The following is a 23560-nucleotide window of genomic DNA, read 5'->3' as shown; positions in this document are numbered from 1 at the left end:
GGCCCCGAGCGCAAGGGCCGCGTGATGGACGAAATCACCAAGCACACCATCGCCTACCACGAGAGCGGCCATGCCCTTGTGGGCCACCTGCTTCCGCATGCCGACCCGGTGCACAAGATTTCGATTATCTCCCGCGGTCGCGCGCTCGGTTATACCCTGTCCATCCCCAAGGAGGACAAGGTCTTGAACACTGTGGGCGAGATGCGCGACGAGCTGGCGGTCTTCATGGGCGGTCGCGTGGCGGAGGAAATCTTCTGCGACGACGTGACCACGGGCGCAAGCAACGACCTCGAGCGTGCGACGAAGATGGCGCGTGCGATGGTGACGCAGTACGGCATGTCCGCGGCGCTCGGCACGCAGGTGTTCGGCCAGCCCAACCACGAGGTGTTCCTCGGCCGCGACTACGGCAACACGCAGGATTACTCCGAGGAGACGGCGCGCCGCATCGACGACGAGGTTGCGCGTATCATGAAGGAAGCGCACGACCGCGCTTACGAGATCTTGAGCTCGCATCGTGAGCAGATGGACCTCATGGCGAGCGTGCTTCTGGAGCGCGAGACGGTCGATGGTGCTGCCTGTCAGGCGCTTCTCGACAACCGCTGGAGCGAGTACCTCGAGCACGAGGACGAGATCACCGCGAAGAAGGACCGCGAAGAGGCCGAGGCCCGCGAACGCGACGCCAAGCTTGCCGACCCGAATTGGAACGGCAACGCGATGGGCGGCAATGATGTGGACGGCCCCGACGGTGCACCGACCAACGTGGAGGCCAAGCACACCGACGCGTTCACGCCTCATGGGATCTTGAGCGACCTCGAGGCTGGGTTTCGCGATATTGCCCATGGCGACCATGCCGGTCACGGCGACCATGGCAAAGACGACAAGGACAGCAAACATTAAGGAGCGCATACGTGAATTGGCAATGTGCCTCGTATAGCTTCGACGTCAAGATGCCCATCGTGATGGGCATCTTGAATGTCACGCCCGATTCGTTCTCCGACGGGGGAGAGCACAACACGCACGACGCGGCGATCGCGCACGCGAAGAGCATGATTGACGCGGGTGCGAAGATTATCGACGTGGGCGGCGAGTCCACGCGTCCCGGCTCCGCCGAGGTGTCGGTCGCAGAAGAGCTTTCGCGCACTGTTGAAGTTGTGCGCGAGCTTGCCCAGGCGGGCATCTGCGTGAGCATCGATACGCGCCACGCCGAGGTCGCGCGCGCTTGTGTGGAAGCGGGTGCCGCCATCATCAACGACGTGTCGGGCTTCCGCGACCCTGCGATGGTCGAGGTTGCACGCTTGTGCGACGCAGGCCTCGTCGTCATGCACATGAAGGGCGAGCCACGCACCATGCAGAATGACCCCGTCTACGACGACGTTGTCGTAGAAGTGCGCGATTACCTGGCAAAACGTGCGGAAGAACTGGAAGCGGCGGGCATCGCGCACGACCGAATCTGCCTCGACCCCGGCCCTGGGTTCGGCAAGACCGCTTCGCAAACCATGGAGCTCATGCGCAACTTCCACGAGATTGCGCGTCTGGGCTACCCCTCGATGGTCGCGGTTTCGCGCAAGAGCTACATCGGCGAGGCCTACGGAATCGAGGACCCTCACGACCGCGATCGCGCATCTGCGGCTGAGGCGCTCATGGCGTGCGAGCTGGGCGCGGGCGTGGTGCGTGCCCACAACGTGGAAGAAACCGTGAAGGCGCTGAAGGATTTGCGCCCCTATTGCTACCTGGGGCTGGGCTGCAACGTGGCGCTCGTTGCGGAGCCTGGCGAGGAGCGCGAGGGCAAGATCGCCCAGATCGAGCATGCGATCGGCCAGCTATGCATGATTCCCGACTCGCAAATCGTCGATGTGTCGAGCTACTACGAGAGCGAGCCTGCGTACTATCTCGACCAGGAGCCGTTCGTGAACGCCGTTGTGCTCATGCGCACGGGCGTGGCGCCGAAGGAGCTGCTGGAATACCTGCACGCAATCGAGAACAGCCTGGGCCGCGTGCGCGAAATCGAGAACGGCCCGCGCACCTGCGATGTCGACATCCTTGACTACCAGCTCTATGTGGTGGATAACGATGTGCTCACGCTGCCGCACCCGCGCATCTGCGAGCGCGACTTCGTGGTGAAGCCTCTGCTCGAGATTTCTCCCAACCACGTTCTCGCCGACGGCACGCCCGTTGCGAGCGTTCCCGAGGACCAACGCGTCGGCCGCGCCGTGAAGCTGTAAGCACGGCCCGCTTGAGTTTCCTCAATCAGCAATCCCGCCACCGAGCACCTCGATGGCGGGATTTTTGATTCTTGTGGGCGCGGTGCTTTCGTGAACGAGTCGGCGAAGGTATTACACCTGATGACAGTCCCCAATTATGTTCTGCGAAAATGTGCTGGGCTTTGCGGAAAACGAGGGGGTAACTGCCAGAAAATCGGCAGTTTTCATCATCTGGCAGGCAATCCGCTGCCCAATCCAGCCCAGCCTATGATGTCTCCTCGCAACGCAGGACCAAAAGACCAGGTCGAATTAGTGCAAGCGCCCGAGATGTTCTCCCCATTACCCACCTCGCCCCTTTCAGATGATGAAAACCACCCGATTTCTGGCAGGTCTCCCTCCCTCGCTTGACAAGTGGACTCCCTATCGCGATTTGGGCTTCAAGAGGCTTGCGAACAGCCAGGTCACGCACATGCCGACGGCAATTCCCAGGGCAAACTGCCCCGTCCTCATCGCATAGGCCGCCACTTGCGTCCAGTCGGCTGCCACAGCGAAGCTCATCGTGTAGTACAGCGGGGCGCCGGGAATGAGCGGCACGACGGAGGGAATCACGAACAGCAGCGAGGGAATATCGCGCCACTGGGCGAGCGCTTCGGAATACAGCGCGGAAAAGGCACTCGCGACGAGCGCGGGGAAGAACACGCTGTTCGACACGCACCCGACGGCCAGATAGATCGCCCAGCTGAGGATGCCGCCGATCGATGCGGCTGCGAGATACTTGCGGGGCAGGTGAAAGATCATCGCGAAACCCGCCGCGCCGAAAAACGCTGCTATGAGCTGGGCGGTAACACCCATCCAGTTGAGCTCGAACCCGGGGCCGACGTTGTGGCTTCCGTCGAACAGGAAGATTGCGGTCATGAACCCGCCCGCCAGCGCCACCGCCCACAGCATCGTTTCCACAAAGCGCATGGTGCCGGCCACGGTGTCGCCGACGAGCATGTCGTGGATAGCGTTCGTCATGAAGATGCCGGGAATCAGCAGCATGACCTCGCCGATGAGAATCTTGTCCAGGTGGATGAGCGGGTTGGCGCCCTGAAGCGCGTTCGCGCTGCTGATATCCACGCCGAGAATGCCCGCCGCAATAGCCTCGACGAACGCAACGCTCGCGCACGTTCCCACGCCGGCGAGAAACGAGCACAGCAGGTTGAACATGAGCATGTTGGGACAGCGTGGCGCGAGCTTCTCTTGCAAAAGGCAGATGAGCACAGCGAACACTGCGGCGAAAAGGGCATCGACTGCCGTGCCGCCGAAAAACACGGTGAAGCCCGATGCGGCGAAGATGCTCCCCAGGTAGAACGTCGCACGATCGGGGGGTTGCTCGGTGCAGCACTTGATGCTCTCGGCGAGCTCCTTGACGCTCGGGGTCTTCTTACAGCATTGCTTCCCGAGTTTGTGGAAGGCGGCGACGACGCGGTAGTCCGTCGGTCCCGGCGCGACGATGCGCCGCGTTTGCGTGAGGCGCTCGCCATCGGGGAAATCCATTGTGACGACAAGCGTTGCGGTGATCGCGAACACGTTCATGGCGCTCGCACCAAAGGCGCGACCGACGTTGGAAAGCGTGCTTTCCACGCGGCTCACCTCGGCGCCCGCGAGTAGCATGGCCTCGCCCATGTTCAAAAGCTCGTAGAGTATGTCGCTGTGGTTTTCCATGGCTGCCATTATACGCGAGCAAGCTGCACAACCCGCCGTTTTCGGGCATAATGCGTGAGGAAGATGACGCGGGAAAGGAAGCGGTGCGGTGTTTCGCTTGCAGGTGCTCGAATCGGTGGACTCCACCAATGAGGTGATTAAGCGTGCGATTGAGGATGGTGAACCGGAAGGGCTCGCCATCAGGGCATATCGTCAAACTGGCGGCTATGGGCGACAGGGCCGTGCATGGAAGAGCCCTCGCGGCGGCATGTACGAGTCGATTCTTCTGCGTCCCGAGGTCGACATGCGCGAGCTTCCCACGCTGGCGCTCGTCGTCGCAATCGCGGTGCGCCGCGCGCTGGCGAGCCTTGTCGTGGACGACCAGGCGCGCCGCATCTGCATCAAGTGGCCGAACGATGTCGTGCTGGTGGGCGGGGAATGCGAGGCCTGCGCGCCTTCGTCAACCTGCGATACCACCCCTGAGTTCGGCGAGAATACGCCATGCTCAGACAGTCCTCGCTTCGCTGCGGAACTGCGCGTGGCGCATCCCCGCCAAACTCAGGGGCTCCAGGCGGGGGAAGAGAAGCTTGCAAGCATCAAAGACCTCTATTCCAAGCTTGCCGGCATCTCCTCGGAGGTCCATGCAGGTGGGATATGCGTGGGAATCGGCGTGAACGTCGAGCCGCCCGAGGACGCGATGAAAGTCGGCGGGAAGAACGCGCCAGCGTATCTGGCTGATCTTGGCTTCGGGTTCACCTGCGAGCGCGAAGCTGCGATCAATGCCGTGGGCGATGCGGTTCTCCACGAGTTCGAGCCCCTGTATCGCCGCTGGTGCGACGGCGGGTTCGCAGCGCTTTCGGGCGAGTTCGCCGAGCATTCGATGCTCGAGGGGCGTTTCGTCCGTATGACCAACCAGCTGGGGGAAGTCGTCTGCGAGGGCACGGTGCGCGGAGTCGACGCGTCCGGGCGGCTGATTCTTCGACTGGAAGACGGCGAGACGAAAGCCGTCGCTTCGGGCGAGGTGCACCTGCTTTAGCGAGCCCGAGCGCCACAGTGCACGTCGTGTTGTGCGTGGTCGCGGTGCACGTCGCAGCATGCATGGCTCGCGGCGCACGCCTCATCTTGCGTACTCCACGGCGCGCTTCCCGTCTTGCGTGGCCGCTTCGGGTTCCCCGCCTTCCCATTTCGCCTTCCGTTTGCCGTCGCTTTCGCGCGGTGGGCGTGATAAACTGTTCCTTCTTATGCGCAGATATGCATACAATCGTGTGTTTCCGAAAAATGGCAAATGAGACGATTGAAGCATGAGGTATGCATATGACGGCACAAGAAGAACAACGTGGCCAATCCTTGAAATCGACCCCCGAAACCTCGGTGGGCACCCCCTCTTCTCCTAAAGGAACTCCCGCGCGCAAGCCGCAGGGCAATGATCGCGTCACCCGCATGGGCACGGCGTCCCTTCCGCGGCTCATCACCGAGTTCGCTATTCCCGCTATCCTGGGCATGCTGGTGAACGCGGCGTACAACCTGATCGACTCCATCTTCCTCGGGCAGGCGATGGGGGAAATCGGCCTGTCGGCGGCAACGGTCGCGGCGCCGCTCATGATCGTGTTCATGGCGCTCGCGATGCTTGTCGGCAACGGCGGCAACGCGCTTGCCGCATTGCGTTTGGGCGAAGGGCGCAAAGCGGATGCGGAAATCAGCCTTGGCAACACCGTGACGCTTGGCATTATCCTCTGGATCATCATCGCCGCCATCGCGGCATACCCGCCGCTGCTCGATGCGTTCCTTACCTTCTCGAGCGCGACCGACGAGGTGCGTCCGTACGCTGCGACGTTCATCCAGATCCTGAGCTTCGGTTTCGTGTTGCAGATGATCGGCATGGGCGTGAACAACTTCATCCGCACGGCGGGCGCCCCCAACCGCGCGCTTCTGACCATGGTCATCGGCGCGGTGGTCTGCACCATCTTCAACTATATCTTCGTTTTGAAGCTTGGCTGGGGCGTAGCTGGGTCCGCTTACGCCACGCTGATCGGCCAAGCTGCGTCGTGCGTCTCGGTGCTGTGGTTTTTCATATTCACGAAGAACGCGCCGCTCAAGCTTCATCTGCACTGCATGCGTCCCCACGCGAAGATCATCCGCGCCATCCTCTCGCTCGGCCTTGCGAGCTTTGCCGTTCAGGCAGGTGCCGCGGTCGTGAACTTCGCCGTGAACTTCCTGCTGGTGAAGTACGGCAGTGTGAGCGCTATCGGCGCCGAGGGCGCGCTCGCCTCCATCGGCGTCGTGCAGCGCATCGCCATGTTCACGGTGATGCCGCTCGTCGGCGTCTCGATTGCTATCCAGCCGCTGCTCGGGTTCAACTACGGCGCGAAGATCATCGCGCGCGTGCGCAAGACGCTCTGGCTGGGTGTGGCGTTCGCCACCTCGCTCGCCGTTATGATGTGGGTGCTCGTGCACCTGTTCCCGAACCAGATCGTGGGCCTGTTCGGCATCACGAACGCGTCGCTCGCCGAGTTCACCATCTTCGCGCTGAAGGTCCAGCTGCTCATGCTTCCTTTCGTGGGCTTCCAGATTGTGGGCTCGAACTACTTCCAGGCGACCGGCCAGCCGATGAAGTCGACGATCCTCTCGCTCACGCGTCAGGTGCTGTTCCTCTTGCCGCTCATGTTCTGGCTGCCTGAGGTGCTGCCTGGTTGGTTCCCGCAGTTCACGGGCTTGGACGCCCTCTATATTGCGACGCCGGTGGCGGACTTCCTCGCCATCTTCACGGTCGCCATCTTCATTGCAATCGAGATGCGTCGCTTGAAAGACGTCGAGAGCGGGAAGATTACCTCGAAGTACTAGGCGTCTTGCGCGCGTTCCGAGGGCTGCATGTCGCTCGTTGCCGTGGGGGAGTGCCAAGGCTCTGGGGCGGCGTGGCGCCGGGGCCCTGGGCTGGGGTGAGCGGGGCAGCAGGCCCTGCGCAAGCTAACTTTCTTGTGGAATTCCGCGTTCGAACCACGTAATTCGAAGTTGACTGGTAGAGTTTCAACGTTATTGTCATCTGACCCGAAAGAGGTACAGCAAGTGGAACAAGTTAAGAAGGGCGCCAGCGCGGCGTCGCGCACCCGCTCAATCGCGTTCGTGGGCCTGGCCGTCGCCATCATGGCGGTGTCCGCATGGGTTACCGTGCCGCTCGGCCCGGTTCCTTTCACGCTGCAGATGTTTGCCATCACCTTCGCCATCGTGATGCTCTCCCCGAAGGAGTGCATCGCCGCCATCGTGCTGTATCTCGCGCTCGGCGCCATCGGCCTACCGGTGTTCTCCGGCATGAGCGGCGGAATCGCCAAGCTCATGGGCCCGACCGGCGGCTTTCTGTGGGGCTACATCTTCGGCGTCGCCGCTGCCGCGGGGCTACTCTACGTGTTGCGTCGCCGCATGGGCGCAGCCGACAAGGCCGGCGCCTCCGAGCAGCGCGGTTTCGTTGCGTTCCTGAAGAACGCCGCCGCCGAAATCGTTGCAGGCCTCGTGTTCACTGCGATCGCGTACTTCTGCGGCTGGCTGCAGCTGATGCTCGTTATGGGCATCTCGCCTGAAGCCGCGTTCCTCGCCGGCGTGGCGCCCTTCGTGGTGGTCGACGTGCTGAAGATCCTCGCCGCTGTCGCGTGTGCTCGCGCTGTGAAGGCCGCGGTTCGATAAATACCCATTCCTCGCACATTTGGGGTGCGTGCTATAATCGCTTGGAAACAGGCAATCATCATGCGCAGGCGATTTTCGCCTGCGCTTTCTATGAGGGAGTGACTAGTGGGCTGCGCAATCATCGGTTGCGGGAAATCCCTTCCCGCGCTTGCCGTCGCGAACGACGACCTTACCCAGCTTGTCGACACGAGCGACGAGTGGATCACCACGCGCACGGGCATCAAGTCCCGTCGCATCGCCGTCGAGGAAACGAACGTCGATCTGGCTGAAGCTGCCGCGCGTCAGGCGATGGGCCTTGCCGAAGGCGGCTATTGCGAGGCTCCTATCGACCCTGAGTCCATCGACCTCGTGGTGTATTCCACCTGCACGCCCGATGTGCTCGTGCCCTCGTGCGCGGCGCTCGTCCGCCGTCGCCTGGGCCTGGTGAACGCCGTGGCTTTCGACGTGAACGCCGCGTGCTCGGGTTTCATCTACGCGATGAGCGTGGCGGAATCCATGATGGCGGCAAGCGCGGCGGGCGTTGCGGGCGCCGGCCGTCGCAACAAGGTTCGCCGTGCGCTCGTGATCGGCTCCGAGCGCCTGACGCGCATCACCAACTGGGAGGACCGCACGACCTGCGTGCTCTTCGGCGATGGCGGCGGGGCTGCCGTGGTCGAATGGGACGAGGACCGTGCGGGCGTGCTCGCCACTTTCACGAAGAACGACGATGACGACACCAATGCGCTCACCTGCCCCTCCGCGTTCGATTCCCCTCAGCCTTTCGACGTGAACGGCGTTTCAAAGGAGGCCGCCGTTGCGGGCGACCCGGGCAATGCGCGCATCGACGAGGAGCTTGGCGTGACCGAGGCCGTCGCTGCCGGTCGTCCGCGCCAGTCCCTCTTTATGCACGGGCAGACCATCTTCAAGTTCGCGGCCAATGCGATGGGCAACGCCATTGACAAGGTGTGCAAGCGCGCCGACGTGGACATCGACGACGTGAAGCTTATCGTGCCCCATCAGGCAAACGAGCGCATCATCAAGTACGCCGCCAAGCGCTGCGGACTTTCGCTCGACCGCTTCCAGGTTTCCATCGGCGATCGCGGGAACGCTTCTTCCGCCTGCGTGCCAATGGCGCTTTCCGACGCATACGAATCGGGGCGCATCCAAAAGGGCGACAAGGTGATTCTCGTAGCCTTCGGCGGCGGCCTCACCAGCGGCGCTGTGCTCTACGAGGTATAAGCAAGCCGAGGTTTAGCCGTCTTGCGGGCGCGGTTCAAGGCATTGCCGATTTGTCTCGAACCGCTCTTACGCAATCGAGGGGATGGCCACGAGGAAGCAGGCGCCTCCGTCGGGCAGGTTGAACGCTTCGACCGTGCCGTCGTGCGCATCGACGACGGACTTCACGATGGCAAGCCCGAGCCCCGTACCTCCCGTACCGCGGTTGCGCGACGGGTCGCCTCGATAGAAGCGGTCGAACAGAAGCTTCGGGTCGGCATCGCCCAAGCCGCAGCCGTCGTCGCGCACGGAGAGCACAGAGTTGCCTCTCGCTCCCATGAGCTCGACGGTGATGTGCCCGCCCGGCTCGATGAAGCGGCTCGCATTTTCCACCAAGTTGAACACGACCTGCTTTAACCGGTCACGGTTGCCGAGCACGTCGGGCGCCTCGCCTATGACTTGGCAGTTTGCCTCCCTCTCGCGCAAAAGCGGCGAAAGGGAGTCCACCACTTCGCGTGCCACCTGCCCCAAGTCGACGCGCGAGAACTCGGTCGCGATGTTGCCGTTTTCCAGCCGCTGCAATGCGAGCAGGTCGTTCACCAGGTTCGAAAGGCGGCGGCTCTCCTCCACGATGATGCCCGTGAACTTCTCACGCATCGCGGGCGGCAGGTCGGGGTCCGACAGCATCTCGGCGTTCCCCCGAATCGCGGTGAGCGGGGTGCGCAGCTCGTGTGCCACATCGCTCACAAACGTGCTCTCACGACTTTCGCGCGAGGCGAGGCTTTCCTGCTGCGTCCGGATGGTCTCGGAAAGCCTGTTCACGCTCACCGTAAGCCGATCGACTTCCTCGATGCGCCCATCGATGGGAACAGTCGCCGGCGCGGGGTCTCCCGTGCGGAAGTCGCGAAGGCGCGCTGCCAAGCGGGTGAGCGGCTCGGAGAGGAAATGCCCAATGAGCAGGCTAAAGGCGAACGTGAACACAGCGACGGGCACCAGAAGGAAAAACGCCAGGGGCCTCAGTCCGAACGCGAAGTGCGAGACCGCGATTGCGAAGGCCGCCGCAAGGATGGCGAACAGCGTTGCGAGAAGCGCGAAATATGTCTGCAGTTGCTTTATTTCTTGAACCTATATCCGTAGCCGCGGACCGTTTCCACGAGGCCGGGATCGTACCCGGCGCTCGAAATCTTATCACGCAGCCTCTTGATGTGCGTGTCGACCGTCTTCGTTTCCGTAAGGTATTCCCAGCCCCACGCATCGCGCAGCAGATCCTCGCGGGAAACGACCTTCCCGGCGTTCTTCATCAGCGCCGCGAGCAGCTCGAACTCGCGCGGGGTCAAATCAATGTCGCCCGCGTCGCCGGTCGCGGTGTGCGCGTCCTCGTTCAAGGTGATGCCTCCGGCGGTGATGGCGCTCGACCCCTTCGCGAAATCCTCGCCCTGGCTGCGGCGTAAAAGGGCGCGAACGCGCGCAATCAGCTCGCGCACGCCGAAGGGCTTGGACAGGTAGTCGTCGCCGCCGATTTCAAGACCGACGACCTTGTCGAGCTCGGAGTCGCGCGCGGAGAGGAACAGCACGGGGGACGAAGTGTGCGCGCGAAGCCGCCGACAGAGTTCGTAGCCGTCGATTCCCGGCAACATGATATCGAGAACAAACAGGTCGTAGTCGTTTTTCATCGCGCGGGAAAGGGCGTCCTCGCCGTTGTCGACCACGTCGACGGAGAATCCTTCCTTGCGTAGCGCGTACCCGACGAATTCCGTGATGGAGGGTTCGTCGTCGACTACGAGAATGCGTGCGGACGCATCGGACATGGCCTTCCTCCTCGTTGTTCTTCTGGGCGCTTGCCGCCGTCGCCGTTCGCGCTCGGGCAGCGCTCGCGGCGTCTTCGGGCGCCTTTTCCTGGTAGTATCATGCCAGCTAACACTATAGACAATTCGCGTTTGCCGTGCACGGCGAGGGGAGACTGTCAAAATCATGTTACTTGTCATCGACGTGGGGAACACCCAGACCGCCATCGGCATCTACGAGGGGGAAAACCTCGACCGCATGTGGCGCGTCGCCACCAACCGCGACCATACCGCCGACGAGCTGCGCGTGAAGCTCCTGCCGCTTTTGCAGTCCGAGAATCTTCGGGCGGGCGACATCACGGGCGCGGCACTCGCGTCGGTGGTTCCCCAGCTCACGGGTGCGTGGACGCGCGTGGTGCAGGATTTGGCGGGCGTGAGCACCGTCGTGTGCTCGGCGAAGACGGCGGGTTCGCTTTTCGATGCGGACTACCCCAATCCGCGTGAAATCGGCTCGGACCGCGTGGCCGACGCCGTTGCGGCGCGCGAGCTGTTCGGTGCGCCGGTCATCGTCGTCGACTTCGGCACGGCGACCAACATCGAGGTGGTCGACAAGCAGGGGCGCTTTCTGGGCGGCATCATCGCGCCAGGCGTCCAGACGGGTGCGTCGGCGCTGTTTTCCCATGCTACACGCTTGGCTGCGATCGATTTGATCGACCCTCGCCATGCCATCGGGCGCAACACCGAGGAGGCCTTGCAGGCGGGCATCGTCTACGGCGAGGCCGATCGCGCTGACGGGCTCGTGCGCCGTGTGGTCGAGGAGCTTGGATACGACGCCCCGGTCGTCGCGACGGGTGGCCTCGCACCTCTTATCGCCGAGCACTCGCGTACCATCACCGCCGTCCAGCCCGACCTGACGCTCGTTGGGCTGCGGCTTGTGTATGCTGAATGCACCAAGACGGGAAAGTGAAACCTGAAGGGAAGGGTCGACATGCAAAGTGATATCGAAATCGCACAGGCTGCGCAGCCTCAGCGCATCGACGCGATTGCCGAGAAGGCGGGTATCGACGACAAGTATCTCGAGATGTACGGCAAGTACAAGGCGAAGGTCGACTACAACCTTCTGCGCGAGAACGAGCATACGCCGGGCAAGCTTGTGCTCGTGACGGCGATCAACCCCACGCCGGCGGGCGAGGGCAAGACCACCACGACGGTCGGTCTGGCCGATGCGCTCGCGAAGCGCGGCGAGAACGTGATGGTCGCTTTGCGCGAACCGAGCCTGGGACCCGTGTTCGGTATCAAGGGTGGCGCTGCAGGCGGCGGATATGCCCAGGTCGTTCCCATGGAAGATATTAACTTGCACTTCACGGGCGACTTCCACGCCATCGGTGCTGCGAACAATCTGCTTGCGGCTATGCTCGACGCGCACATTCACAACGGCAACCAGCTCGGCATCGATGTGCGCAAAATCACCTGGAAGCGCGTGGTCGACATGAACGACCGGCAGCTGCGCAGCATCGTCGACGGCCTCGGCGGCAAAGCCAACGGTGTGCCCCGCGAGGACGGCTTCGACATCACCGTGGCGTCCGAGGTCATGGCTATTTTCTGCCTGGCGACCAGCATTACCGACCTGAAGGAGCGTCTCGGCCGCATCGTGGTGGGCTACACCTTCGACGACCAGCCCGTCACCGCTCACGATCTGCACGCCGAAGGCGCCATGGCCGCGCTGCTCAAGGACGCGCTCAAGCCGAACCTCGTGCAGACGCTCGAGGGCACGCCCGCGTTCATCCACGGCGGCCCCTTCGCCAACATCGCGCATGGCTGCAACTCCATCATGGCGACGCGGATGGCTTTGGCGCTCGGCGACTACGCCATCACTGAGGCTGGCTTCGGCGCCGATTTGGGCGCGGAGAAGTTTCTCGACATCAAGTGCCGCTTGACGGGCTTGAAGCCCGACGCCGTGGTCGTGGTGGCCACGGTCCGCGCGCTCAAGAACCACGGCGGCGTGGCGAAAGACGAGCTCAACGAGGAGAACCTCGAGGCGCTTGAGGCGGGCCTTCCCAACCTGCTGCAGCATGTGGAGAACATTACCCAGGTGTTCAACTTGCCCTGCGTGGTCGCGATCAACCGCTTCCCGACCGACACCGAGGCCGAACTGAAGCTTGTCGAGGACAAGTGCCGCGAGCTGGGTGTGAACGTGGCGCTCTCCGAGGTGTGGGCGAAGGGCGGCGAAGGCGGCCTGGCGCTGGCCGACGAGGTCGTGCGCCTGTGCAACGAGGGCGACGAGGCCGGCCGCGGCGCCGACACGTTCCAGTTCGCCTACGACAGCGATTTGAGCCTGCGCGAGAAGATCGAGGCGATCGCTGTGCGCGTCTACCGCGCCGATGGGGTGGATTTCGATGCCAAGGCGGCAAAGGAGCTAGCCAAACTGGAGAAGCTCGGTTTCGGCGACATGCCTGTGTGCATGGCGAAGACCCAGTACAGCTTCAGCGACGACCAGAAGAAGCTTGGTGCGCCGCGCGGGTTCCGCATCACGGTGCGCGACGTCAAGGTGAGCGCCGGAGCTGGGTTCGTAGTGGCGCTTACGGGTAACATTATGACGATGCCGGGCCTGGGCAAATCGCCTGCCGCCTTCAAGATCGACGTCGACGAGACCGGAAAGATCACGGGGTTGTTCTAGGGAACGCCCGCTTCGGCAACTCTGCGCTCGCGCGGTGGCGCGCGAGCGCTCGTGGCAGTCGTTGCATACTCGAAACTATGGTGGGTTACCGTACCCTAATCGCCCTATCAGTTTGAGGGCTTGAAACGAGGAAGAGGCTTTTATGGTAGACACCCGTTTCGTTGAAGATCTTGCGTCCGCGGCCCCCGCTCCCGGCGGGGGCGGGGCGTCGGCGTACGTCGGTGCGCTCGCTGCGGCGCTCGCGTCCATGGTGGGCAATCTCACGGTGGGAAAGAAGACGTATGCCGAGGTCGAGGGCGAGGTCGTTCGCCACCTCGACGAGCTTGAGGGGCTTCGCTCCCGCCTGATCGAGCTTGTCGACGCCGATGCGCGCGCGTTCGAGCCGCTTGCGGCGGCGTATCGCATGCCGAAGGGCACGCCGGAAGAGCTTTCGGCGAAGCAGGAGGCGATCCAGCGGGCGCTTGTCGGGGCGACTGAGGTGCCGCTTGAAATCATGCGCACGGTGGTGCGCGTGGTCGACCATGCCGACTACTTGGCTCACCGTGGCAGCCGAATGGCCAGGTCAGACGCGGGTGTTTCGGCCGCGTTCGCCCGAGCTGCGGTCGATGGCGCAAGTTTGAACGTGTGCATCAACGCGGCTTCGATGGACGACGCTGGCAGGGCGCGCCGCGTTCGTGAGGAGGCTTCGGCGATCGCGTCGACGACGCGCGAGCGCTGCGACGAGCTGTTCGATTTCGTCGTCAAGGAAGTTTCATAAATAAGGGCCCTTAAGGGTTAAGGTGGATTATGGCAACGCTTCTCAAAGGAAAACCAGTCGTCGATCATATGGCGATCGACCTGCGCAATCGCATCGAGGCGCTCAAATCGCGCGGCGTCGAGCCCACACTCGCGCTCGTGCGCATGGGGGAGCGCCCCGACGATTTGTCCTACGAGCGCACCGCGAAGAAGCGCGCCGCCAGCCTGGGGCTTTCCACCAAGCCCTACGTGCTTGACGACCTGGCTCCGCAGGCCGCCGTGCAGGCGACGCTGCAGTCCATCAACTACGACAAGACCGTGCACGGCTGCCTCATGTTTCGTCCTCTGCCGAGCTTTCTCGACGAGAAGGCGCTGTGCAACATGCTTTCGCCGGAGAAGGATATCGACGGCATCTCGCTCGCGTCGCTTGCTTCCGTGTTCACCGACTCGAGCGACGGCTTCCCCCCCTGCACCGCGCAGGCGTGCGTGGAGATCCTCGACTTCTACAAGATTCCCCTGGTGGGAAAGCACGTTGTGGTTATCGGTCGCAGCCTTGTGGTGGGCAAGCCCGTCTCGATGATGCTCCTGCGCCGCAACGCGAGCGTCACCATCTGCCATTCGCGCACCGAGAACCTGCCCGAGCTGTGCCGGACGGCCGACATCGTCATCTGCGCCGTGGGCCGCGCGCATGCGTTCGGCAAGGAGTATTTCCGCGCAGGGCAGACGGTGCTCGATGTGGGCATCAACTTCGATTCGCACGGCACGCTGTGCGGCGATGTGAACTTCGACGAGGTCGAGCCCATCGTCGACGCCATCACCCCTGTTCCCGGCGGCATCGGCACCGTCACGACGAGCGTCACCATGGCGCACGTGGTGGAGGCCGCCGAAAAGATGGCGGGGAAGTAAAACTCCCTTTCTTTCGGCTGTGCGGTTCGCGAAATGACACCACCGCCCTGACGCCCATGCTCTTCCACTGCTTCATAGCTCCTTCCCACAAGAGGTTTTTCGCTGAAACGGCGCCGCCGTGGACAAAAAGCCGCGATATGTGAAGAGCTTTCTGAGGCTAACTTCTCCCAATAAAATCTGACCTGGGGAAACGTAAGGCTGGCAGGTTAAATCTTTCTCGTCACGCTTCTTTCGACTCACATATCGGCGCTTTTTGTCCACGACACCCCCAAATATCCCACAAGGGGGGGGTGACGCTGTGCTGCGAGGTGGGCATCGTCACATGAAAGAGCTTTCCCCCTACTTCTTTCCCAGCACCGTGAGCTCGCGAGGGTAGCTGTTGAGCACCTCGCAGCCGTCTTCGGTCACGCACACCAAGTCCTCGATGCGCACGCCGAACTCGCCTGGCAGATAGATCCCTGGCTCGATGGAAAAACACATCCCGACCTGGACTTTTTCGTCATGAACTGACGATACGTCTCCTGGCTCGTGTTCGTCGAGGCCAATCTGATGCCCCAAGCGATGGGTGAAAAACTCGCCGTAGCCGGCTTCGGCGATGACATTGCGCGCCGCCTTGTCGATGTCGCAGAAGCGCGCGCCGGGATGCACCGCCGCACGGCCCGCTTCGTTTGCGCGGCGCACCAGCTCGTACACCTCGCGCTGCTTGGCGGTCGGCTCGCTCCAGAAGAACGTGCGCGTCATGTCCGAGCAGTACTCGTCTTGGCGGCATCCCACGTCGAACAGCACGACGTCGCCAGCTCTCAGCTTCGTGCCGTCGGGCCTATGGTGCGGGTCGGCGGCGTTCGCGCCGAAGCTCACGATCGGGTCGAAAGAGTGTCCCGAAGCGCCTAGCTCGCGGTAGATTCCCTCGAGCTTGTCGGCGATTTCCCGTTCGGTCGCACCCTCGTGCACGAGCTCGCGAAAACGTGCCATGGCCTGGTCGTTTGTTGCCGATGCCGCGCGCATGAGCTTCTGCTCCTCGTTGCTTTTGATGGCGCGCGCGCCATCGACGGCGGGAGAACCTAAGGCGAAGGACTTCGCCGCATGCGCCTCCATCAGCGGCACGAGGAAGCGGGCGGCGAGGTTCTTGTCGACGCCGCAGGTCTCCTCCGCGCGCAGCATCTTCGCAACCTCGGGAAGCGGGTTGTCCACATCGTCGAAGGAAAACACTTCGCAGGGAAGTGACTTCGGGGCTGTGAACAGGCGGTTCAAGAAGAGGATGGGTGCTTTCCCCTCGACGATCGCAAGCGCCAGGAAACGCTCGCCCGGTTCCACGTAAGCGCCGGTGAGATACTGGATGGAACGCGGGTCGCTCACGATCATCTGCGTGAGGCCCATCTCGCCGAGGCGGCGGCGAACCGTTTCTATGCGCTGTTCGAACATGGTGGTCCTTTCTCGTGTTGCGCCGCGACCGGGCGTCGGCGGCCTGAGCTCTCGCAGCGCGCAAATCGGGGCGCTTGCGACGCATGGGCTGCGGTGTTTGCGCCATGCGCGTTGCGACGAGCGGATTAGTTTCGTTTACTATAGCGTGAATCGTGCGGGCGGGCGTCGGGGCGAGCAAAATCCCTTGTTCGTGGCCATTTGAGCGAGTTGGGGCAGCGCCCAACATGGCGGAACATCGAAGGCGATTCGGCTCAGGCAGATGGGGTGCTTGCCTCTTGCGCGGCGGAGGGCACCAAGGAAGTGCGCTTTCGTGCGTTTGTTGTCGGGTTGCCCCGCCCGCCTGGTGCAGGGCGTATGATGGACGCATGGCAAACGGACTTTCATACATGCGGAAAACCACTTCCACCGAGGCGACCAAGAAGCTCGGCCAGACGCTTGCGCCGTATCTCCACGCGGGCGATGTCGTGGTGCTCTCGGGTGATCTGGGCGCGGGGAAGACGCAGTTCGTCCAGGGTGTCGCGGTTGGCCTGGGCATTTCCGACGACGTGGTCAGCCCGACCTTCAACATCGTGATTGAATACTCCTCGGGCTCGGTTCCGCTCTACCACTTCGACCTTTACCGTTTGGAAGACGCCTCGGAATTGGAAGACGTCGGCTATTATGACCTCGTCGAAGGCGATGGCGTCGCGTTCCTCGAATGGGGCGAGAAGTTCCCCGAGGAACTGCCCTATGGCTATCTCGATGTTTCGATCACCGTCGGCGACGACGGGTCTCGCGTCGTGCGGGTTCACTCCGTCGGCGACAGGGCGCGCCAGCTTCTGTGCGTATGGTCGAACGATTCGCGCTCTCATCTGGTGAAAACGTCATCAAAGCTGAACTGACGCGCGCGGTGCGTTATCATGCGCACGAACGATTCTCCCTCTGAAACGGAAACATTGCATACTATGAGCGAAACGAAATCTCCAGCATCGGCTGCGCTTGGCGTCGATGCGCCCCGTCACGAACCCGCCTACGTGCTCGCCTTCGACACCGCCAACGAGGTGATTGCCATCGGCGTGGGCATGCTTCACGAGGAAGCGCGCGCGATCGAGCTTGTCGCACATGCTGAAATCGAGGCGCGCCGCCAATCGAACACCCAGCTCATTCCCCGTATCGATGCGCTACTCGCCGAAAGAGGGATCGCGCGCGAGGACATCGCGTGCGTGTGCGTCGGGCGCGGCCCCGGCTCGTTCACCGGCGTGCGCATCGCCATGGCGACGGCGAAGGGCATCGCGAGCGCGCTCGAGGTGGGGCTTGTGGGCGTGTCCTCGCTCGACGCGGTGGCCTGGGGCGTTTGGGAATCTGGTGCACGCGGCGAGGTCGCCGTGGTGGCTGACGCCATGCGCAAGGAGGTCTACCCCGTTCGCTATCTCGTTGACGGCGCCGGCGCGCATCGTCACGAGGCCGATCGCGTTGTGAAGGCGGACTTGGCGGCTGAAGAGCTTGCGGAATGCGACGCGGCGACTCCTGGCGCTTCCGGCGCTCTTCAGCTGCTCGGCGGTTCTGCTTTGGCGAACAGCTCACTGGGCTGTTCGCGTCGTGCGGAGCTGCGCGCGGAGCACACTGCTCAATCGCAGTCGCCTTCCGATTCCGAGGATAACGGCAAAGGGCGACTCTCCGACGCCGGCGCTCCTGAGGCCGGGCGGCATACTCCGTGCTCAAACAGTCCTCGCTGCGCTGCGGAACTGCGCGCGGAGCACACCGCCCGCCCTCAGGAGCTTTCGACTCCCGACGAGCTCGTCGTTGCGAGTCTTCCAGCTCAGCGGCTTCTCCTTGCGGGGGATGCGTTGAAGAAATATAGGGACCTGTTCGTTTCATGCGGGGAGGTGCTTCCCGAGGACACGTGGACGCCGACGGGCGCGGGGCTTCTCCTCGCTCTACAGGCTGCGTGGCACAGCGGGGAATGCGACCCGTTCGATGCAGTGCGACATAACCCGGCGTTTGCGCTTCCCGTGTACACGCGCCTGTCCGACGCGGAGGAAAACGAGCGTGCCCGTGCAGCTCGTGCGGCTCGCGAAGGGTCGGCGCGAGCGGCTCACGGAAGCGCGGGTCGCGAGGGCGCGGCGACGCTGGGCGTTCCCGATGCAAACCTTCGCACGGGCGTCCAAGATGCCGAAGCGGTGGCCCATCCGTCGCTCGTCCATTCGCTCGCGGGGAAGGCGCCCGCTTACGAGGAGACCTCGCCTGCACACCACGCCACGCTTCACGAGCAGTCTATTCTCGTGGCTCCGCCCGATGAGCGGGGGATATCGTACAAGCCTCTCGACCTTTCCCATGCGGGATGCGTCGCGGCGCTCGAGTCGCGCATCATGGGAAGCGATGCGTGGAGCGAAGCGCTTGTGGCCGACGAGATCCCGCGGCGCGATCGCACCTGGTGGGCGGCGTACGCGAGCGAAGGCAAGCCTGGTGAGGTCGGCATGCTTGTGGGGTATGCCGGCGGCTGGGTGGTCGACGGCGATGTGCAGATCCTGAAAGTGGGAACGAATCCAGCGTGGCGCCGCCGCGGCATCGCCCGCGAGCTGCTCGCGCACGTTGCGGCAGATGCGCGCAATCTCGGTGCGCAGACGGTCTCGCTCGAGGTCCGCGCGGGCAACGAGGGCGCGCAGGCGCTCTACAAGGCGCTTGGCCTCGTGCCCGTGGGCACGCGTCCCCGCTATTACTCCGATCGCGAGGATGCGCTTATCATGCAGGGCGACCTCGCTCCCCTCGTGGGTGCGGCGGAGCCTGTCGAGGAGTCGTCGCGGCTGGTCGCGGGCATGGAGCTGCAGGTCGACGCCTCGCACGACGTGCAGGCGACCGCAGTCGGCGCGGTGGGAGTATCGCGCCCACTCATCCTGGCGATCGAGTCTTCATGCGACGAGACCGCCGCGGCGATCGTCGACGGGGAAGGGGCGCTTGCCTCGGACGTGGTGGCAAGCCAGATCGACTTCCACGCGCGCTTCGGCGGCGTCGTTCCCGAAATCGCAAGCCGCAAGCACATCGAGGCCATCTGCGGCGTGTGCGACGAATGCCTCGAGGTCGCGGCGAAAAACCTCGGGATGGAATCGCTTCGCTGGCGCGATCTTTCCGCGGTGGCCGTCACATATGCGCCTGGGCTCGTCGGCGCGCTCGTGGTGGGCGTGGCGTTTGCGAAGGGCGCGGCGTGGGCGGCGGACGTGCCGCTCATCGGCGTAAACCACCTGGAAGGCCACCTGTACGCCAATCGCATCGGGTGTCCCGATTTCACCCCACCTGCCGTGGTGTCGCTCGTGTCGGGCGGCAACACCATGCTCGTCCACATGAAGGGCTGGGGCGACTACAAAACGCTCGGCACCACCATCGACGACGCGGTGGGCGAGGCGTTCGACAAGGTCGCGAAGGCGCTCGGGCTGGGATATCCCGGTGGGCCTGTGATCTCGCGTTACGGTGCGAAGGGCAATCCGCGCGCCATCGCCTTCCCGCGCGCGATGATGCACTCGGGCGACTTGCGCTTCTCGCTTTCGGGCCTGAAGACGGCGGTCGTCACCTACATCAACGGCGAGCGCGAGGCTGGGCGCGAGCTCAACGTGCCCGATATCTGCGCGAGCTTCGAGGCGGCGGTGGTCGACGTGCAGGTGGCGAAGGCGAAACGCGCTCTCGAGATGACGGGCGCACGCACGCTTTGCGTGGGCGGCGGCGTCGCGGCGAACCCCGTGCTCCGCGCGTCGTACGAGAAGATGTGCTCGAAGGCGGGCGTGCGCCTGGTGCTGCCGCCCCTCTCGGCATGCGGCGACAATGCGGGAATGATTGCGCTTGTGGCGCTCGATCGCTTCAAGCAAGAAAGGTTCTTCCCGTTTGACTTCGATGCGAAAGCGCACGTCAACCTTGACGAGCCCTACTAGGGCGCAGGGTGCTGCTGCCGCCAGGCTCGGGACGCCGGGCGCTATCGCAGGGTGCGGTGCTGCCGCTGGGAACAGGGCGTGGTGCTGCCGCCGGTCGTGAACGGGGCGCAGGGCGCGGTGCTGCTACTGGGAACGAATGGGGCGAGGGAAATCGTCTCCTGACAAGGCCGTCTTTGTTCGTGCCCTACGATTCCTTCGGATAGACGGCCCGTGCGACGAAGTACGACGCCACGATGCAGCACATCGCGCAGCAGATGGTGACGGGGAACCCGAAGCAGTCGTTCACGATTCCCCAGATCACGCAGGCGCCCCCGATGCCGACGTCGTTCGCGAGCTGGAAAAGCGCGTTGGCGGCTCCCCATCGCTCGGGCGGCGTGTTCTTCACCGCTACCGACTGGTTGAGCGGCAGCGCGATGCCGCTGCAGAAGCCGTATACGATTCCCGACAGGTTGAACACCGCATCGCGCACGGGCGTGCCGTCGAGAACGGTCCCGCAGGCGACGAGCATGGCAAACGCGACGAGACCGCACGCCAGCGCGAAGGGCAGGATCTTGATGGGCGCGAAGCGGTCCATGAAGGCGCCCGATTTCAGCCGCACGAGAATCATACTCACGGCTGACAGGGTGTAGAACAGCCCCGCGCTCCCCACGCTGAGCGAGGCGCCGTAAAGTCCGACGAAGAAGATCACGAACCCGAACGCCGGAGAGAGCACGATCATGGGCAGCGTGCCAGGGAGGGCATGTTTCTCGAAGATGCGGGAGGCGATGCCCTCGCGTTTTGGCTGTCCTTCCATCCTGGACTGCGCGGCTGACGTGGTCGCTTCGGCTGCTTCGGCCGCCTCTGCTCGCCCGCCAGCCTCGGCAACCTCGGCAGTCTCCGTCCGCGCTGCCTCGCTTTCCCTCTCCTCGAGCCTGCGCCGGTAGACCGCCCCCTCGGGCAGCATCTCGGGGTGCTTCTCGTAGCGGCAGAGGAAAATCATCGCAAGCCCGATCACGGCGATCGCGGTCACGCCGATAAAAAGGTTCTCAGGCGGGTCGGTCGACACGAGGGCGAGGGCGAGGGCGGGTCCAACCGACATGGAAAGCGCCTGGCCAAGCCCGTAGTAGCCGATTCCTTCCCCCATGCGCGACGCGGGAAGCGCATCGGCTGCGGCGGTCGCCGACGCGGTGGTCACTGCCGAGAAGCCGGCTCCTTGTAGGATGCGGAACACCACGAAGGGCGCGACGTCGCGGGTGAACAGGGGGCCGACGGTCCCGACGATGAGCACGGCGAACCCGACGAGCATCACGATGCGGCGTCCGCGCCCGTCGATCAGCGGCCCCGAGAGCAGGCGCACGACGGCCGCCGCAGCCGAAAACACGGCTCCCAAAACGCCTGCGTACGCGGCGGTTCCGCCGTAGAGGGCGACATAGACCGACGTGCTCGAGTTGAGCCCTTGGCCCACCATGAAGCAGCACAGCGTCGAGACGACGACCAAGACGAAGGTGGTCGACCATAGCTGCTCGCGTGGGCTTTCCCTGCGCGAATCGTCGGTTTTCGAGGCTCGTTTTCCCATGTGTCCATCATAGCGATTTCTCGAGATCTGCATAGATGGTGCAAAAGATTCGCAAGCTGAGCGATGATGCACAAGGGACAATATTGGGAGGAATCTAATGATAAGTGGTGAAAACGATGTTCCCATCCCGTGCAAAAATGGACGATTTTTGGAGAAAGCATGCGTCAACAATAATTTTACGATTACACGTAAAGTATGGTGATGCTGGTGCATTTTCGTCCCAGTCGCAACTTTGTGCGGTAACTGTGTAGTGTGACCTTAGATACCTTGTTGCATAAGGGAAAAAAGTGTATCAAATGAGCAAGTCAAAACACCGCCTCGAAACGAGAAGGGAGACCTCATGGCATCCCAGAGTAAGAAGCCGAAGAACAAGGATGCACAGCTCGTCGATTTGTTCCACCATTGTGCGCACGTCGCTGTCCATCGCGGAAATCGATCCGGTGGGCGTTCCGGCACCCTGTCGGCGTTGTTGAAAACCGGTCCGGTGAGCCAGCGTGAGCTTGCGGAGGTCATGAACGTCCGCGCCGCGACGCTCTCCGAGCAGATCGCTCGCCTTGATCGCGCAGGTCTTGTGGAGCGCACCCCGAGCGAGAAGGATCGTCGCTCGGTAATCGTCTCGCTTTCCGAGGAGGGCAAGAAGGAAGCCCGCCGCTGCTCCCGCGAGCGCACGAAGTACAACGAGCAGCTGTTCTCGGTTCTCTCCGACGACGACAAGGCCGAGCTCATCAGCCTGCTCGAGAAGCTCTCTGCTCACTGGAGCGAGAGCAATCTCGACGGCGGCAAATAGAAGTCAAGCTGCGCGAGCTGTCCGGTTCGCACCGTCCTCTGCGGGCGGTGCCGCTCGGACAGCCTGCTCAGCCTAAAAGGCGCTGCTTTCAGCGGAGCTTTCATGGGTATCGCGCACCAGCGCTTACAAAACGAGGACCCCGCATTGAACTGCGGGGTCCTCGTTGTTGCGCCCCGCATCACGCTGCGGAGTCCTCGTCGTTACTCGGGCTTTTTCGCCACATGCACCGCGGCGATGCCGCCGGTGTAGTTCTTCCAGGTGACATCGACGAATCCCGCCTCGCGCATCATCTTTGCGAGGCCCTCTTGGTTCGGGAACGCCTTGATGGACTTCGACAGGTATACAAACCCTGCCTTGTCCCCGGTGATAAGGCCGCCCCAGAAGGGGATCAGGTGCTTCAGGTAGAAGTTGTACAGCGCGCGCCACACCGCGTTCGGCGGCGTGGAGAACTCCAGGCACACCAGATGCCCGCCCGGCTTCAGCACACGGAACATCTCGGAGAGCGCGCGTGGGCGGTCGGGCATGTTGCGGATGCCGTATGCCATGGTGAGCGCGTCGTAGCTCGCGTCCGCGTAGGGGATGTCCTGCGCGTCGACCACCTCGAAATCGACGGGCACGCCGCACGCGGCGCCGTCGGCGTAGTGCGCTCGGGCCACGTCGAGCATCTCGTTGACCAGGTCGGTGCACTGGATATGGCGCGGATGCTTCGTGCGCGCAACCGTGAAAGTCACGTCCCCGGTGCCGCCCGCGATGTCGAGCACGTCATCGGTCCGCTCGATGGGGGCCTGCCTCATCATTCCCGCAAGCCAGGACTTGTAGGCGCCGAAGCTCGATACGGCGTTGAATCGCTCATATTTCTTGGCGATGGACGAGAAGATGTCCTTCACGCGTTCGGAAGATATCTCGGCGGGCGCTTCCTTGCCCGTTGCGGTGTCGATGCTCATGGTGGTCGTGCTCCTGATGTGACGCTTTCGCTTGTCTGCGGGACGCTTCAGTATACGCCAAATCGCCCGCCTTCTCCCCGTCGCCGATTGCCAAG

General features: G+C 63.3%; 18 protein-coding genes and 1 pseudogene. 13 read left to right on the top strand and 6 right to left on the bottom strand.

From position 1 onward, the window contains the following. Window positions 1-897, top strand: a pseudogene (locus Q0I65_RS04555) (cell division protein FtsH); the annotation flags it as partial. 11 nt (window positions 898-908) lie between these two features. Further along, window positions 909-2222, top strand: a complete 1314-nt coding sequence (gene folP / locus Q0I65_RS04550; RefSeq protein ID WP_296060410.1) for a dihydropteroate synthase — start codon at window positions 909-911, stop codon at window positions 2220-2222. Window positions 2223-2621: 399 nt separating this feature from the next. Here folP and Q0I65_RS04545 read toward each other — a convergent pair whose 3' ends face one another. Beyond that, window positions 2622-3908 (bottom strand): threonine/serine exporter ThrE family protein, encoded by a 1287-nt coding sequence (locus Q0I65_RS04545; RefSeq protein WP_296060408.1) that lies wholly within the window; start codon window positions 3906-3908, stop codon window positions 2622-2624. 88 nt (window positions 3909-3996) lie between these two features. Between Q0I65_RS04545 and Q0I65_RS04540 the strand changes: the two genes are divergently transcribed. The 4 genes from Q0I65_RS04540 (at window position 3997) to Q0I65_RS04525 (ending at window position 8780) form a co-directional block, all read left to right on the top strand. After that, on the top strand, window positions 3997-4923 hold the full coding sequence (locus Q0I65_RS04540; protein WP_296060405.1) for a biotin--[acetyl-CoA-carboxylase] ligase: 927 nt from the start codon (window positions 3997-3999) through the stop codon (window positions 4921-4923). 278 nt (window positions 4924-5201) lie between these two features. After that, window positions 5202-6728 (top strand): MATE family efflux transporter, encoded by a 1527-nt coding sequence (locus Q0I65_RS04535; protein WP_366513223.1) that lies wholly within the window; start codon window positions 5202-5204, stop codon window positions 6726-6728. Between the two features lie 222 nt (window positions 6729-6950). Then, window positions 6951-7562: a biotin transporter BioY gene (locus tag Q0I65_RS04530; protein ID WP_296060402.1), complete on the top strand. Its 612-nt coding sequence runs from the start codon at window positions 6951-6953 to the stop codon at window positions 7560-7562. Between the two features lie 105 nt (window positions 7563-7667). Continuing rightward, window positions 7668-8780 carry a beta-ketoacyl-ACP synthase III gene (locus tag Q0I65_RS04525; protein ID WP_296060400.1) on the top strand — a complete coding sequence of 371 codons (1113 nt, stop codon included), beginning with the start codon at window positions 7668-7670 and terminating at the stop codon, window positions 8778-8780. A 66-nt stretch (window positions 8781-8846) separates the two neighbouring features. Here Q0I65_RS04525 and Q0I65_RS04520 read toward each other — a convergent pair whose 3' ends face one another. Together Q0I65_RS04520 and Q0I65_RS04515 are read right to left on the bottom strand one after the other, a co-directional pair. Then, window positions 8847-9737, bottom strand: a complete 891-nt coding sequence (locus Q0I65_RS04520; protein ID WP_296060397.1) for a HAMP domain-containing sensor histidine kinase — start codon at window positions 9735-9737, stop codon at window positions 8847-8849. A gap of 131 nt (window positions 9738-9868) precedes the next feature. Beyond that, on the bottom strand, window positions 9869-10564 hold the full coding sequence (locus Q0I65_RS04515; RefSeq protein WP_296060394.1) for a response regulator transcription factor: 696 nt from the start codon (window positions 10562-10564) through the stop codon (window positions 9869-9871). Between the two features lie 163 nt (window positions 10565-10727). Between Q0I65_RS04515 and Q0I65_RS04510 the strand changes: the two genes are divergently transcribed. The 4 genes from Q0I65_RS04510 to Q0I65_RS04495 all read left to right on the top strand — a co-directional run bounded on the left by Q0I65_RS04510 (window position 10728) and on the right by Q0I65_RS04495 (window position 14858). After that, window positions 10728-11507, top strand: a complete 780-nt coding sequence (locus Q0I65_RS04510) for a type III pantothenate kinase (RefSeq protein ID WP_296060392.1) — start codon at window positions 10728-10730, stop codon at window positions 11505-11507. A gap of 21 nt (window positions 11508-11528) precedes the next feature. Then, complete coding sequence (locus tag Q0I65_RS04505) at window positions 11529-13217, top strand: formate--tetrahydrofolate ligase (RefSeq protein WP_296060391.1); 1689 nt, start codon at window positions 11529-11531, stop codon at window positions 13215-13217. A 142-nt stretch (window positions 13218-13359) separates the two neighbouring features. Then, the gene (locus tag Q0I65_RS04500) at window positions 13360-13974 is read left to right on the top strand and encodes a cyclodeaminase/cyclohydrolase family protein (protein ID WP_296060388.1); all 615 of its coding nucleotides are present in this window, start codon (window positions 13360-13362) and stop codon (window positions 13972-13974) included. A gap of 29 nt (window positions 13975-14003) precedes the next feature. Further along, entirely contained in the window at window positions 14004-14858 is an 855-nt protein-coding gene (locus Q0I65_RS04495) for a bifunctional 5,10-methylenetetrahydrofolate dehydrogenase/5,10-methenyltetrahydrofolate cyclohydrolase (RefSeq protein ID WP_296060385.1), read from the top strand. Between the two features lie 339 nt (window positions 14859-15197). Here Q0I65_RS04495 and Q0I65_RS04490 read toward each other — a convergent pair whose 3' ends face one another. After that, window positions 15198-16280, bottom strand: a complete 1083-nt coding sequence (locus tag Q0I65_RS04490) for a Xaa-Pro peptidase family protein (protein ID WP_296060384.1) — start codon at window positions 16278-16280, stop codon at window positions 15198-15200. 386 nt (window positions 16281-16666) lie between these two features. Here Q0I65_RS04490 and tsaE point away from each other — a divergent pair, with 386 nt between their 5' ends. Continuing rightward, on the top strand, window positions 16667-17161 hold the full coding sequence (tsaE, locus tag Q0I65_RS04485) for a tRNA (adenosine(37)-N6)-threonylcarbamoyltransferase complex ATPase subunit type 1 TsaE (protein WP_296060382.1): 495 nt from the start codon (window positions 16667-16669) through the stop codon (window positions 17159-17161). A gap of 63 nt (window positions 17162-17224) precedes the next feature. After that, complete coding sequence (tsaD, locus tag Q0I65_RS04480; RefSeq protein ID WP_296060378.1) at window positions 17225-20179, top strand: tRNA (adenosine(37)-N6)-threonylcarbamoyltransferase complex transferase subunit TsaD; 2955 nt, start codon at window positions 17225-17227, stop codon at window positions 20177-20179. Window positions 20180-20363: 184 nt separating this feature from the next. Here the strand turns inward: tsaD and Q0I65_RS04475 are convergent, their stop codons facing one another. After that, window positions 20364-21734, bottom strand: coding sequence for an MFS transporter (locus Q0I65_RS04475; RefSeq protein ID WP_296060376.1), 1371 nt, complete (start codon window positions 21732-21734; stop codon window positions 20364-20366). Between the two features lie 340 nt (window positions 21735-22074). Here Q0I65_RS04475 and Q0I65_RS04470 point away from each other — a divergent pair, with 340 nt between their 5' ends. Continuing rightward, on the top strand, window positions 22075-22521 hold the full coding sequence (locus Q0I65_RS04470; RefSeq protein ID WP_296060374.1) for a MarR family transcriptional regulator: 447 nt from the start codon (window positions 22075-22077) through the stop codon (window positions 22519-22521). Between the two features lie 200 nt (window positions 22522-22721). Here Q0I65_RS04470 and Q0I65_RS04465 read toward each other — a convergent pair whose 3' ends face one another. Next, window positions 22722-23465: a class I SAM-dependent methyltransferase gene (locus tag Q0I65_RS04465; RefSeq protein WP_296060372.1), complete on the bottom strand. Its 744-nt coding sequence runs from the start codon at window positions 23463-23465 to the stop codon at window positions 22722-22724. Window positions 23466-23560 lie beyond the last annotated feature (95 nt).

Source organism: uncultured Ellagibacter sp., assembly GCF_934643285.1.
Lineage (GTDB): Bacteria > Actinomycetota > Coriobacteriia > Coriobacteriales > Eggerthellaceae > Ellagibacter.
This window is presented reverse-complemented; position numbering and strand designations above follow the sequence as displayed.

Excerpts from the sequence above, each read along its gene's own strand:
- Q0I65_RS04545 (WP_296060408.1), bottom strand. The coding sequence starts at position 3,908 with ATGGAAAACCACAGCGACATACTCTACGAGCTTTTGAACATGGGCGAG.
- Q0I65_RS04535 (WP_366513223.1), top strand. The coding sequence starts at position 5,202 with ATGACGGCACAAGAAGAACAACGTGGCCAATCCTTGAAATCGACCCCC.
- Q0I65_RS04515 (WP_296060394.1), bottom strand. The coding sequence starts at position 10,564 with ATGTCCGATGCGTCCGCACGCATTCTCGTAGTCGACGACGAACCCTCC.
- Q0I65_RS04510 (WP_296060392.1), top strand. The coding sequence starts at position 10,728 with ATGTTACTTGTCATCGACGTGGGGAACACCCAGACCGCCATCGGCATC.
- Q0I65_RS04505 (WP_296060391.1), top strand. The coding sequence starts at position 11,529 with ATGCAAAGTGATATCGAAATCGCACAGGCTGCGCAGCCTCAGCGCATC.
- Q0I65_RS04500 (WP_296060388.1), top strand. The coding sequence starts at position 13,360 with ATGGTAGACACCCGTTTCGTTGAAGATCTTGCGTCCGCGGCCCCCGCT.
- Q0I65_RS04495 (WP_296060385.1), top strand. The coding sequence starts at position 14,004 with ATGGCAACGCTTCTCAAAGGAAAACCAGTCGTCGATCATATGGCGATC.
- Q0I65_RS04490 (WP_296060384.1), bottom strand. The coding sequence starts at position 16,280 with ATGTTCGAACAGCGCATAGAAACGGTTCGCCGCCGCCTCGGCGAGATG.
- tsaE (WP_296060382.1), top strand. The coding sequence starts at position 16,667 with ATGCGGAAAACCACTTCCACCGAGGCGACCAAGAAGCTCGGCCAGACG.
- tsaD (WP_296060378.1), top strand. The coding sequence starts at position 17,225 with ATGAGCGAAACGAAATCTCCAGCATCGGCTGCGCTTGGCGTCGATGCG.
- Q0I65_RS04475 (WP_296060376.1), bottom strand. The coding sequence starts at position 21,734 with ATGGGAAAACGAGCCTCGAAAACCGACGATTCGCGCAGGGAAAGCCCA.
- Q0I65_RS04470 (WP_296060374.1), top strand. The coding sequence starts at position 22,075 with ATGGCATCCCAGAGTAAGAAGCCGAAGAACAAGGATGCACAGCTCGTC.
- Q0I65_RS04465 (WP_296060372.1), bottom strand. The coding sequence starts at position 23,465 with ATGAGCATCGACACCGCAACGGGCAAGGAAGCGCCCGCCGAGATATCT.